The sequence below is a fragment of the Paraburkholderia acidisoli genome, assembly GCF_009789675.1.
GTDB lineage: Bacteria > Pseudomonadota > Gammaproteobacteria > Burkholderiales > Burkholderiaceae > Paraburkholderia > Paraburkholderia acidisoli.
Genome location: NZ_CP046914.1, coordinates 1104686 through 1117174 on the forward strand (window position 1 = coordinate 1104686; position 12489 = coordinate 1117174).

Here is a 12489-nt window from a genome sequence, read left to right on the forward strand (position 1 = left end):
CGAGGCGTTGGTCTCTCGTGCAAACCGTCTCTCGGTGGACGGCATTCCGGTGTATTCAGGCGACGAGCGTCGATGCGGCCGCGGCCATCGGCATGCGATGTCGCTCGTGTCTGGGTGGTGTCCTGCTGGCGGGAAGCGTGGGCTCGCTGCGTTGGCGTCAGGCGTTCGCTTCCGCGATCGCCGTTTCGTTTGCCGCGTCGTCCGCCGCCGCATTCACGCCGAAGCCGGGAATGCGCCGCAACGTGCGCTTCACCTGCTCGGGCGTGATGAGCCGCGTGCATTCGAACTGGCGCGGCGTGTCCTTGTGGCGCGGACACCAGAAGAAGTCCTGATGATCGAAGCGCTGGCTCGCGTCGTTCCAGCAGCCGTTGCACGCGTGGTAATTGATCACGCGGAACGGCGTATGGAATTCGTTGTTCTCCATCGTGAAGCCGCTGATCATCACGACCGGCGTCGCGCACGCCCACGCGAGCCACGCGAGGCCGCTGGAAAGCCCGACAAAGAAGTCGGCGTGACGCAGCCAGCGCGCGCGTTCTTCGAGCGGCATGTCGCCGGTCTGATCTTCGGCGCCGTGGGGAATGTGATTCCAGACGAGGCCCGAACCGTGCGTGGCCTTCTGGTCGATGCAGATCACGCGATAGCCTTGCGCCTTGAGGAAGGCGACGATCTCGCGCCAGCCCGTGGGGTGGTTCCAGTACTTGCACTGCGTCGAGCTTTGCACGGCGATGCAGACGTAGCGCTCCTCGATCGGGCGGCTCTCGTCCTTCAGCACGAGTTCCGGGCGCATCTCTTCGGGATCGACGCCCAGAATGTGGCCGGCCGTGCGATGCAATCCCACGTGACGGAAGTCGGCGGGCTGGAACACGTGGTTCACGTCGTCGAAGAAGAGACCCACGTTGTAGGTCGCGTAATAGCGCTCGGGCTGCACGTCTTCGTGCGTGACGAACTCGATCTCGGGATACGCGCGGCGGAACAGCGGCGCGATCAGCGCGCCCATCGCGCAGGTCAGCTTGCAGCCGTGCTGGCGCTGGAATTTCACCGCGTACGGGAACCAGCCCATCAGGTCGCCGAGCGTGCCCACCGGAAACTGGATCAGCACCTCGCGGTCCTTCGCGTCGTAGCGATGGATGAAGGCGGCGTCGGCGTGCTTGCCGCGCTGCTGGATCTGCACTTCGAACGGCACGAAGTATTTTTTCGCGCTCGCCACGGTGCCCGCGCCGATATCGGTTTCGAACAGCACGTTGTCGGTTTCGTAGTCGCGCAGCACGACGTGCCATTCGCCTTCGGGCAGCACCACGCGGCAGCCGTCGTTGAAATCGAAACGCACGCCTTGCAGCGCTTCCTGCGTGGGCACGGGCGCGGGTCGCGGGAACGGCGGTTTGGCCGGCGCGCTGGCGGAAACCGGACCGGCGATGGGTACAGCCGGTACGAAGGCGGGAACGACAGCGTTTGCGCCCGTGGACGCGTGATCGCCTGCCGCGGGCACGGCAAGGATTTCGTGGGGAATCGAAGCAGTCATGTGTCAGACCAGAACTGGAAGAGAACCGGCGCTAATCAATGATTAACGGCGGGACTTGCGGTATGGCTCCAGTTGAGGTCGGTTAATCCATGACTGGCTGGTGCTTAATACGGCTCAAAGATTTTCAGTTAGATTACATTGGCCAGCAACGTGGATTTGATGGCATATGTGGCTTTTAATTGGCAGATGAAAATCCAGAGCGGTGTTACACGCACGCGTAATCGGCGTAAGAATTTGGAACTTGAGGGCTGGCCGAAAAAATAAAGTGCCGTGCAGGCTTGCGGGGGCGGCTGGGAAAGGCTGGCGGCGCGGGCCGCGTAAGGCGGGAAAGAGCCGGATGACGCGCGCGGGTGATTGCGCGCGAGACTCAGTGAAAATGAGGATACAGCAAGTTTTACCGCGTGCGTTTATTTTTTGAGTGCGGCGGCTCGCATGTAATTTTTGCGCTACGGGTTATTGCGCATTAATGCTTTGAATACGCCGATTATAACTGCCTTATGCGAAGCGCATTCGCCAAATAAAAAGGGCGCAGCGGATAAACCGTTGCGCCCTTTTTTAAACCGGTATGGAAGCGGGTTTTAGCTTGCCGCGACCGTGACCGGCTTCTTCGTCTTGGCCGAGTGCTTGATCTCTTCGAGCTTGATCTCGACGTGACGCGAGAACACGTATTCGGCCGGACGCGCGCCTTCGAGCGGGATGTCCTTCACGAATGCGCCTTCGGTCTTCGGGCCGGTCATCGCGACCTTCAGCGCCTTGAGCGGATGCGCCACGGTGTCCATCACGGCGGTGGCCTCGAAGCCGCAGTGGACCATGCAGTCCGCGCACTTCTCGTACTTGCCCGTGCCGTACTTGTCCCACTCGGTGGTTTCCATCAGTTCCTTGAAGGTCTTCACATAACCTTCGCCGACCAGATAGCAGGGCTTTTGCCAGCCGAACACCGTGCGCGCCGGGTTGCCCCAGGGCGTGCATTCGTAGGTCTGGTTGCCCGCGAGGAAGTCGAGGAACAGGCTCGACTGGCTGAACGACCACTTCTTGCCGTTGTTGCCGCGCTTGAAGATTTCGCGGAACAGGTTCTTGGTCTTGTCGCGGTTCAGGAAGTGCTGCTGGTCCGGCGCGCGCTCGTACGCATAGCCCGGCGACACCGTGATGCCGTCCACGCCGATAGCGTGCGCCGTGTCGAAGAACTTCGCCACACGCTCCGGCTGCGCGTCGTTGAACAACGTGCAGTTGATGTTCACGCGGAAGCCGCGGCGCTTGGCTTCCTTGATGGCCGCGACGGCCTTGTCGTACACGCCTTCCTGCGAGACCGAGTGGTCGTGCGCTTCGCGGTCGCCGTCCAGGTGGACCGACCAGACGAAGTACGGGCTCGGCTCGTAGTCGTCCATCTTCTTTTCCATGAGCAGCGCGTTCGTGCAGAGATACACGAACTTCTTGCGCGCCATGATGCCCTTCACGATCTGCGGCATTTCCTTGTGCAGCAGCGGCTCGCCGCCCGCGATGGAAACGACCGGCGCGCCGCACTCGTCGACGGCTTCGAGGCATTCCGCCAGCGACAGGCGCTGGTTCAGGATGGGATCGGGATAGTCGATCTTGCCGCAGCCGTTACAGGCGAGGTTGCAGCGGAACAGCGGCTCGAGCATGAGCGCGAGCGGGTAGCGTTTGTTGCCGCCGAAATGTTGGCGAAAGATGTAGGCGCCAACGCGGACTTTCTGGAGCAGCGGAATAGACAAGAGTGTCCTCCTTAAACTTCGCGTGCGACGAGCGGTTGCAACAGCTTCGACGGCAGCTTGAATTCGACTTTTTCTTCACGGCCCGCCATCGTCGACACCTCGACAGGCCCTAACGCGCGCAGCGCGTCGATCACGTTCTCGACCATCTCTTCCGGTGCCGACGCGCCGGCCGTGATACCCACGGTCTGCACGCCCGCGAACCACTCGGACTTCACTTCCGAACCGTCGGCGACGAGGTAGCTCGGCACGCCCGTTTCGCTGCCGATTTCGCGCAGGCGATTCGAGTTCGAGCTATTCGTTGCGCCCACCACGAGCAAGACTTCCACTCGATCCGACAACTCGCGCACCGCCGCCTGGCGATTCTGCGTGGCGTAGCAAATGTCGCGCGTGTCCGGACCGACGATGTCGGTGAACCGCGCGAGCAGCGCGTCGATGATGCCGCGCGTGTCGTCCACCGACAGCGTGGTTTGCGTCACGTACGCGAGCGGCGCATCGAGCGGCAGATCGAGCTTCGCGACGTCGGCTTCGCTCTGCACGAGCAGCACCTTGCCGGGAATCTGCCCGATCGTGCCTTCCACTTCCGGGTGACCGGCGTGGCCGATCAGGATCAGCGTGCGGCCCGCCCCGACGTACTGGCGGCCCTGCACGTGCACCTTGGTGACGAGCGGGCAGGTGGCGTCGAGCACGTCGAGGTCGCGTTCCTCGGCGGCGCGTTCCACCGTTTTCGCCACGCCGTGGGCGCTGAAGATCGCCACGGCGCCTTCCGGCACTTCGTCCAGCTCTTCCACGAAACGGGCGCCCTTGTTACGCAGGTTCTCGACCACGTGACGATTGTGGACGATCTCATGGCGCACGTAGACGGGCGCGCCGTGCTTCTGCAATGCGCGATCGACGATTTCGATGGCGCGGACAACCCCCGCACAAAAGCCGCGGGGTTGGGCAAGGATCACTCGCATAGGGTGAAGAACTCCGACCGCTGCGGTCTGGAAGCGAGCCGGAACAGGCTCGCGATCGCCGCAACGTCTATTTAGTAAGGTGCAAAAATCCGTCGAAAGCGGTGACGGAGTAAAAACCAAGGGCGCATTTTAACTCCATCGCCGCGCCTTTGCTGACTAGCGCGCGGCAGGGTGCGGCGCCCACGCGACGGCCGTGGTGTTCCGCCCGCCCGGGTGTGCCGTTTTCCGTTGATTCGACACGAATTTCACACGGATTCTTACGCCTTGGCACACGCCATTAAGACGATTAAGTCAGAACAATCGCGGTTAAACCTGCCACATTTGCTGCCGATACTCCTTATATAGGCTGCGCAAGCTCGCCGCACTGTTCGTCAAGCCCGACTTTTTGCGCGTTTTCACGATTCCGGTCGATGGCGAACCGGCACGCGCATCCGGCGGACGCGATTGCTTTGCGCGGTGCAACATAGCGCGTAAGCCCTTAAACTATCGCGTCCTGCGCGGCGCCGGGATGGCACGCGAGGATACGACCCCATTCTGGACGCCCGATGGAACCCGACCACTACGACGATTTTCCGGTAGCGAGCGTATTGCTGCCGAAGGCGCTGCGCGCGCCTGTCGGCGTGATCTACCACGTCGCGCGCACGCTCGACGACATCGCGGACGAAGGCGACTGGCTGCCCGAGGAACGCCACCGGCGCCTCGCCGATTTTCGCGACGGCCTCGACGCCGTGGCCCAAGGGCGCCCGGCGCCCGTGCACCCCACGCTGTTCGCGAAGCTCGCGGGTGTGGTGCGCACGCGCCGGCTGCCGCTCGAGCCGTTCTACGACCTGGTCGCCGCGTTCGATCAAGACGTGGATACCACGCGCTACGCGGACCATTTCGAGCTGCTCGACTTCTGCCATCGCTCGGCGAACCCGGTCGGCCATCTCATGCTGCATCTGATCGATGCCGCCACGCCCGAGAATCTCGCCGACTCCGACGCGATCTGCACCGCGTTGCAGCTCATCACCTTTTTGCAGGACGTGAGCGCCGACTGGCATCGCGGCCGCGTGTACCTGCCGCTCGCCGACCGCGAACGCTTCAACGTGACCGAAGCGCAGATCGCGGCGGGCGTCGTCGACAAGAGCTGGCGCGCGTTGATGGCCAACGAGGTCGCGCGTGCGCGCGCGCTCATGCTGAGCGGCGCGCCGCTCGCGCTGCGCGTGCCGGGCCGCTTCGGGCTGGAGTTGTGCAGCGTCGTGCACGGCGGCCTGCGCCTGCTCGAAGTGATCGAGCGCAACGGCTACGACGTTTTCCGCGCGCGCCCGGCGCTGCGTTTCACCGACTGGGCCGTGGTGCTGATGCGCACGGCCACCATGTGGCTGTCGCGCCGGGTGGGCGTGCGCGCGCCTTCGATCGAGAGTAACAACGCATGACAACGCTGATTCTGTTCGCGGTTTCCTGTCTTTCGCTGCTGATCTGGCTCGTGCTCGTGTTCGCGCGCGGCGGCTTCTGGCGCGCTCGCCCGGCCGCGCCGCTGCCGCTCGTCGAACCCGCCAGCGGCTGGCCCGCGGTCTGCGCCGTGGTGCCCGCGCGCAACGAAGCCGACGCCATCGGCGAAGCGGTGACCTCGTTGCTGGAGCAGCGCTACGGCGGCGAGTTCCACGTGGTCGTGATCGACGATCACAGCACCGACGGCACCGCCGAAGCCGCGCGCGCCGCCGCGCTCGCGCTGCAATGCCCGGAAAAGCTCAGCGTGATCGGCGCGAAGCCGCTGCCGGCCGGCTGGTCGGGCAAGGTGTGGGCGCAGTCGCAAGGCATCGAGGCCGTGCGCACGCTCGGCCTGCCCGCCGACTTCTTCCTGCTCACCGACGCCGACATCGGCCATCCGCCGGAGGCCGTCGCGCAACTCGTGGTGCGCGCGCTCGCGGAAGGCCGCGATCTCGTCTCGCTGATGGTGCGCCTGCGCTGCGACTCGTTCTGGGAAAAGGCGCTGATTCCCGCGTTCGTGTTCTTCTTCGCGAAGCTGTATCCGTTCGCGTGGGTCAACAATCCGCGCAACAAGACGGCGGCGGCGGCGGGCGGCACGATGCTCGTGCGGCGCAAGGCGCTCGAAGAGGCGGGCGGGATCGAGTCGATTCGCGCCGAACTCATCGACGATTGCAGCCTCGCCGCGCGCATCAAGCATCGCGGCGAAGGGCGTCATCCGATCCGGCTCGACGTGGCGGCGAACAGCGTTTCGCTGCGGCCCTACGATTCGTGGAAGGACATCTGGAACATGATCGCCCGCACGGCGTTCACGCAGCTGCATTACTCGGCATGGCAGCTCGCGGGCACGCTGCTCGGCATGGCCGTGATCTATCTCGCGCCGCCCGTGATCGCGCTCGCGCTCGGGCCGCAGGGCTGGCCCGCGTGGCTCGCCTGGGCGCTGATGTGCTGCGCCTACGCGCCCATGCTCGCGTACTACCGCCGCTCGCCGCTGTGGGCGCCGTTCCTGCCGCTCGTGGCGCTGTTCTACGTGGGCGCGACATTCGCCTCGGCGTGGCGCTTCTGGCGCGGCAAGGGCGGCCAGTGGAAGGCGCGCGTGCAGGCGCCGGTGCAACGCTGAGATTCGCGTTGTCCCTTGGCTACGCGCCAGAATAAAAAAGCCGTCGTTTCCGACGGCTTTTTTTATCGGCGCATTCTGCCGATGCGTGCGCTCAGCGTTGCGTGAGCATCATGTACATCTGCACGACCATGTCGGGCGAGAACGTGAACGGCACCCAGCCGTGACCCGTGTGGCGCATCACCAGCAGGCGGTCGCCGTTCGACTGCTTCTGCACGGCCATGACGGGGTTTTTCGTCGAGACGAAACGCCAGCCGGGCGGAATGCCGGGCGGCGGTTCGGGCTGCATCGAAGCGCGCGCGTTGGCGAGTTCCTCGACCATCTGACCCACTTGCAGCGCATTGAGCGTGACCGTCTGGTCGCCGATCGTGAGCGTGATTTCGTTCTGCGAAGGACGCGCCACGCGCAGTTCGGGTTCCGCGGCGGCGTTGGCTTCGGCGGCGGGGGCGGCGGGTTCTGCGGTCACTTCGGGGGTTTCCGTTGCGGTGGCTTCGAGCGCTGGCGGGATCGCGGTGTCGTGGCCCGGCGCGTTGGCTTCGTGGTTCGGTGCGGCGGCGGGCGCCGGGGCGGCGTCGGCGCTATCGACCGTGGCGCTGGCGGCGTGGGCAGCGCCATTCCCGGCGTCGTTCGCGGCTGCATTTCCGGCTGCATTTCCGACGGCGTTACCCACTGCGGCGGCGGCGGTTTCGGTCGGTGCGGAGATCGGTTCCGCGGCGGCTTGGACGCCCGCGCGCGGGCTGTGCGCGGCAGCGGCGGCCTGAAGGAGCTGATCGACGCCCGCTTCGAGCACGCCGATCTGGTCTTGAAGATTCATGCGTGGCTTCTCAAATAAGACCGGCGATTTTACCCGCAGCGCGCGCGCAATGCCTTCCTGCCGTTGCAGGCATGTTGAAACAAAAGTTGTAACAAATTACGTAGGGTTGACGTGCGATCAATAAAAGTGACTTAAAAGTGCGCCTTGCTTGCGTGCCGCCTTCGCGTTATCGACCGCTCGATCTTGCGCCCTGGCGGCGCTTATCGGGCGTTCAGATACCCCGCCTCGCGGAACCACGCGAGCGCGTCCTTCAAGCCTTCGCGATACGGCCGTGCGCGATAGCCGAGTTCGCGCTCCGCTTTCGCCGACGTGAAATACATCTTGTTTTTCGACATCTTCAGCGCGTCGACGGTCACGAACGGTTCGCGCTTCGTGAACCGTGCCACGGCTTCGGCGCCCATGGCGAGCGGGTACAGCGGCCAGCGCGGCAGCGTGATTGTCGGCGGTTTGCGGCCCACCATGCCCGCGATGTCGGCGAGCATTTGCTGCAGCGGCAGATTCTCGCCGCCCAGGATGTAGCGCTCGCCGATCTTGCCGCGTTCGAGCGCGAGAAAGTGGCCGTTCGCGACGTCGTCGACATGCACGAGGTTCAGGCCCGTATCGACGAAAGCGGGAATCTTGCCGGTGGCGGCTTCCACGATGATGCGGCCCGTGGGCGTGGGCTTCACGTCGCGCGGCCCGATGGGCGTGGACGGATTGACGATCACGGCGGGCAGCCCGTCGTTCGCGATCATGCGTTCCACGGCGCGCTCGGCGAGCACCTTGCTGCGCTTGTACACGCCAATCGCCTGTTCGGCCGTGAGCGGCGAGGTTTCGTCCGTGGAGTTGCCCGAGTTCGTGACCTTGAGCGTGGCCACGCTGCTCGTGTAGACGATGCGCTCCACGCCCGCCGCGAGCGCCGCGCGCATGGTGGCCTCGGCGCCTTCGAGATTGGCGCGCTCGATCTCGTGCGGGTCGGGCGCCCACAGGCGATAGTCGGCGGCCACGTGGAAGAGATAGCGCACGCCGTCGAGGGCTTTGCGCATGGAGGCGGCGTCGCGCATGTCGCCCGTGACGATCTCCACGTCGAGCGCTTCGAAGTTCTTGCGCGGGCTGGTCGCGCGCACGAGCAGGCGTACCGCGTAGCCTTTGTCCAGCGCGATGCGGGCGACGGCCGAGCCGACGAAGCCGGACGCCCCGGTGATCAGCACGAGGTCCTTGTTGGCGCGGGAGGTGTCGGTCATTGCAGATTCGCTTTCGGGTGTGATCAACGGCGGTTCAGAACGCCGTGGGGTCATGGCGTGGCACCGGATTGTACGCGGCGCGCGCGATCCTGCCCGCCTGCGCGCGCGAGCGATGACGTCTACAATGCCGCCGTATCGGCAGAGCTAGCAGGAGTAACGAACGATGAGTGAACCGGATCTGGACGCGCGCCTCGAAACGTACTACGTGCGCGTGCGTGGAACGGTGCAGGGCGTGGGTTTTCGTCACGCGACGGTGCGCCAGGCGCACGCGCTGCGCATTCGCGGCTATGTCGCGAACCTCGAAGACGGCTCGGTCGAAGCCGTGATCCAGGGCTCGGCGAACCAGGTCGACCGCATGCTGTCGTGGCTGCGTCACGGGCCGCCCGCCGCGCGCGTGAGTTCGGTGGAAAGCGAAGAGCAGCGCACGGAAAAACGCTACGAGCGCTTCGAGCAGCACTGAGGTCGCGCGCGGTATCGACGAAAAAAGCACGTAAAAAAACGGTGCGCCAGCCAGGTGGCGCACCGTTTTTTTTCTGGCGCATGCGCGTATCAACCACTCCGCGTTCAGTGCACGGCGAGCAGGCTCTCCGCGAAACCCCAATCCTTCTCCACCCACTGATGCTCGCAGGTGAAGCCCGCGTCGGCGGCGATCGCGGGGATTTCGTCGGCGTGATACTTGTGGCTGCTTTCGGTCCAGATCGTCTCGCCTTCCTGCAGGTCGATGTCCAGACGCGCCGCGCCCACGTGCACATGCACGTCGCGTTTGGCGCGCAAATGCATCTCGATGCTGCGCACGTCGGGATTGAAACGCGCCACATGCTCGAAGTCGTGCAGGTCGAAGTCGGCGTCGAGTTCGCGATTGATACGCGAGAGGATGTTCAGATTGAACGCGGCCGTCGCGCCGATCGCGTCGTCGTACGCGGCCACCAGCGTATCCACGGGTTTCACGAGGTCGGTGCCGAGCAGCAGCGTGTCGCCGGGGCGCAGCATCGCGCGAATGTCACGCAGGAAGCGGGTGGCCGCGAGGCGCACGAAATTGCCGATCGTGCTGCCGAGAAACAGCACGCACAGCTGTTCGCCGGGCTTGCGCTGGCGGCTCACCTCGGCGAGACCCGCGAGGTAATCGCGCTCGTAACCGACGATGGAAATGCGCTCGATGTCGGCGAGTTCGCGTTGGCAAAGCTGCAACGCGGCGCGCGAAATTTCGATGGGGTAATACGAGGTCGGGCGCTTGCGGCACAGCGCTTCGAGAATGCGGCGCGTCTTGCGGCCGCTGCCGCTGCCGAGTTCGGCCACCTTCACGTCGGCGGGCAGCGCTTCGACAATCTCGCTCGCGTAGCGCGTGAGCAGCTTTTCCTCGCTGCGCGTGACGCCGTATTCGGGCAGCACGGTGATCACTTCGAAAAGTGCCGAGCCCACTTCGTCATACAAATACTTCGAGGGCAGTTCCTTTTGCGGCGCGCGCGCGAGGCCCGCGCGCACATCGGCGGCGAATTCGCTGGCGCTGGAACGGGCGGGGTCGGCAACGGCGGGGCGGGGCGCAGGAAGGGTCATGCGGGCTCCAGGGGGCGTTGGACATGCGGAAAGCGTCTTGAGGCGTCATATTCGCGGCGGCCTGCCTCGTTGCGTCGAACACGATGTCGACCGCTGCGAGGCGGCGCGCGAGCGAATGGCGAAGGCGTCGTCCGGGCGGCAACAAGGCCGGCAGCGGCGCGCGGGCGCAGCGAGACTTACGTTCTAGTCCATCGTCACGGCATCTGCACGGACTAAATCGGCGGTTGCGCTGCGAATCGCGAAGTGCCGCATGGTCCATGCCCGCCGCGCTCACGCCGGCCATTCAAGGCGCGGCGGTCCCCGCGCGCGGCGCGAACCCGACTAGAATGCGGTCTCGCCACGGACGACACGTCCGCGCGTCTTATTCAATAAACGATTCAAATGACAACGCTTTTACCCGTGCGCACTTTCACCGCGCGCACCGTTCGCCGTTCCCGTTTCCTTTGCCGTGAAGCGCGCCCATGAACACCTATGAGCCTGGGCGCGGCATTGCGCTTTCCGCGGGCGCTTCGGCGTTGTTCGCGCTGATGTCGGCCTATACGCTGCTGCTCGCGCCGCTCGACGGTCTCGACATCTTCGCGTGGCGCGTGCTCTGGACCGTGCCCGGCGCATTCGCGCTGCTGCTGCTGCGCCGGCGCGGGCCGCAACTGCGCGCGCTGCTCGCGCGCATGGTCACGGAGCCGCGCACGCTGCTCGCGCTCGTGGTGGGCGCGGCGCTGCTCGGCTCGCAACTGTGGGTGTTCCTGTGGGCGCCGCTGCACGGGCGCCTGCTCGAGGTCTCGCTCGGCTACTTCCTGCTGCCGCTGATCATGGTGCTGGTCGGGCGCTTCTACTATCACGAACGGCTCGAACCGCTGCAATGGATGGCGGTCGCGTGCGCGGCCGTGGGCTGCGCGCACGAACTGTGGGCGACGCATGCGTTTTCGTGGCCGACGCTGCTGGTCGCCTTCGGCTATCCGCCGTATTTCGTGCTGCGCCGCAGGATTCAGGCCGATTCGCTCGTCGTTTTCGCCGTGGAAATGCTGCTGCTCGTGCCGGTGGCCGTGATCGAAGTGCGCGCGGGCGGTTCGCTCGCGCAGCTCGACGCGCATCGCTTTCTCGCGTTCGTGCTGCTGCCGGGCCTGGGCGTGCTGAGCACGGTCGCGCTCGCGTCGTATCTGAAGGCGAGCCGCCTGCTGCCGATGGCGTTGTTCGGCATTCTCGGCTACGTCGAGCCGGTGTTGCTCGTGGTCGTTTCGGTGACGATGCTCGGCGAGCACCTGAGCGCGCGCCAGCTCGCGACCTATGTGCCGATCTGGCTGGCGGTGGCGCTCACGGCGCTGCACGGCGCGCGGCTCGTGCGCTTGTCGCGCTGACGCGCTTTCGACACGCGGCTCGCGGCGTGCCGGGCGTGCGTTGCGGCCACGACAATCGATGTCGATGGCGCACGCCGGTGGCGTGCGGCGGCTTTCAGCGAGCGTCGGTGGCGCGCGCCCACGCCTGCGGCCTCACGACCGCGCGGCCTGTTCGCGCGGCGGATTGATGCGGGTGGGGCCGACCTTCGCCTCGATCGCCTCGCGCAGCGCGGGGCGCCAGCCCACGCTGAACAGCGCCTCGGCGAGCACGAACAGCGGCCCGATCATGAGGCCGATCACGTCGTCGACGAACGCGGGCTTGCGGTGCTCCCACGCAATGTGGCCGACGAACTGGAAGATCCAGCCAATCACGAACAGGCCCACGCCCGTGCCGAGCCACGCCGCCGTGCTCATCGGCGCGACCCAGCCGCCGAACGCCACGCACAGCGCCGACACCACGGCCATCATCAGCCCGAGCGGCACGTCGAGCACGAGATAATAGAGCGTGGCCGCGCCGAACAGGAGCCACACGGGCGAGACGCTCACGGCACTGCCCGCCGCGCCTACGGCGAACGCGGGACGCGAAAGCAGCACCGCGAGCGCCAGCACGATCAGCGGAATGCCGACGAAATGCGTACCGATATTGCGCGTATCGCGATGATAGGCGGCGTATTGCGTCAGTTGCTCGGTCAGGTTTCGCATGGGTGCCTCTCTGTCTCCAAAATCATTATGATCGACGGGCGGCCGGGCGCAGACCTTCGCCTGCCCGACAATT

General features: G+C 65.4%; 11 protein-coding genes. 4 read left to right on the forward strand and 7 right to left on the reverse strand.

Annotated features, from left to right (window positions below; translation table 11 throughout):
• Positions 1-157 precede the first annotated feature (157 nt).
• From FAZ98_RS19030 to ispH, 3 genes are all read right to left on the reverse strand, one after another.
• Complete coding sequence (locus FAZ98_RS19030; RefSeq protein WP_158952838.1) at positions 158-1519, reverse strand: autotransporter strand-loop-strand O-heptosyltransferase; 1362 nt, start codon at positions 1517-1519, stop codon at positions 158-160.
• A gap of 578 nt (positions 1520-2097) precedes the next feature.
• Positions 2098-3249, reverse strand: coding sequence for an adenosyl-hopene transferase HpnH (hpnH, locus tag FAZ98_RS19035; protein ID WP_158952840.1), 1152 nt, complete (start codon positions 3247-3249; stop codon positions 2098-2100).
• A gap of 11 nt (positions 3250-3260) precedes the next feature.
• Positions 3261-4205, reverse strand: a complete 945-nt coding sequence (gene ispH, locus FAZ98_RS19040; RefSeq protein WP_158952842.1) for a 4-hydroxy-3-methylbut-2-enyl diphosphate reductase — start codon at positions 4203-4205, stop codon at positions 3261-3263.
• A gap of 545 nt (positions 4206-4750) precedes the next feature.
• Between ispH and hpnC the strand changes: the two genes are divergently transcribed.
• Positions 4751-5620, forward strand: a complete 870-nt coding sequence (hpnC, locus tag FAZ98_RS19045) for a squalene synthase HpnC (RefSeq protein ID WP_158952844.1) — start codon at positions 4751-4753, stop codon at positions 5618-5620.
• Complete coding sequence (locus tag FAZ98_RS19050) at positions 5617-6792, forward strand: glycosyltransferase (RefSeq protein WP_158952846.1); 1176 nt, start codon at positions 5617-5619, stop codon at positions 6790-6792. The genes hpnC and FAZ98_RS19050 overlap by 4 nt, the downstream gene beginning before the upstream one ends.
• Positions 6793-6883: 91 nt before the next feature.
• On the opposite strand, the gene FAZ98_RS35650 is transcribed toward FAZ98_RS19050, so the two are convergent.
• Both FAZ98_RS35650 and hpnA read right to left on the reverse strand, forming a co-directional pair.
• Positions 6884-7603 carry a hypothetical protein gene (locus FAZ98_RS35650; protein ID WP_233272740.1) on the reverse strand — a complete coding sequence of 240 codons (720 nt, stop codon included), beginning with the start codon at positions 7601-7603 and terminating at the stop codon, positions 6884-6886.
• 200 nt (positions 7604-7803) lie between these two features.
• The gene (gene hpnA / locus FAZ98_RS19060; protein ID WP_158952848.1) at positions 7804-8826 is read right to left on the reverse strand and encodes a hopanoid-associated sugar epimerase; all 1023 of its coding nucleotides are present in this window, start codon (positions 8824-8826) and stop codon (positions 7804-7806) included.
• A gap of 163 nt (positions 8827-8989) precedes the next feature.
• On the opposite strand from hpnA, the gene FAZ98_RS19065 reads away from it, so the two are divergent.
• Complete coding sequence (locus tag FAZ98_RS19065) at positions 8990-9286, forward strand: acylphosphatase (protein WP_158952850.1); 297 nt, start codon at positions 8990-8992, stop codon at positions 9284-9286.
• Between the two features lie 104 nt (positions 9287-9390).
• On the opposite strand, the gene egtD is transcribed toward FAZ98_RS19065, so the two are convergent.
• Positions 9391-10380, reverse strand: coding sequence for an L-histidine N(alpha)-methyltransferase (egtD, locus tag FAZ98_RS19070; RefSeq protein ID WP_158952851.1), 990 nt, complete (start codon positions 10378-10380; stop codon positions 9391-9393).
• Between the two features lie 461 nt (positions 10381-10841).
• Here egtD and rarD point away from each other — a divergent pair, with 461 nt between their 5' ends.
• Positions 10842-11735: an EamA family transporter RarD gene (rarD, locus tag FAZ98_RS19075; RefSeq protein ID WP_158952853.1), complete on the forward strand. Its 894-nt coding sequence runs from the start codon at positions 10842-10844 to the stop codon at positions 11733-11735.
• 132 nt (positions 11736-11867) lie between these two features.
• Here the strand turns inward: rarD and FAZ98_RS19080 are convergent, their stop codons facing one another.
• On the reverse strand, positions 11868-12416 hold the full coding sequence (locus FAZ98_RS19080; RefSeq protein ID WP_158952855.1) for an Mpo1 family 2-hydroxy fatty acid dioxygenase: 549 nt from the start codon (positions 12414-12416) through the stop codon (positions 11868-11870).
• Positions 12417-12489 lie beyond the last annotated feature (73 nt).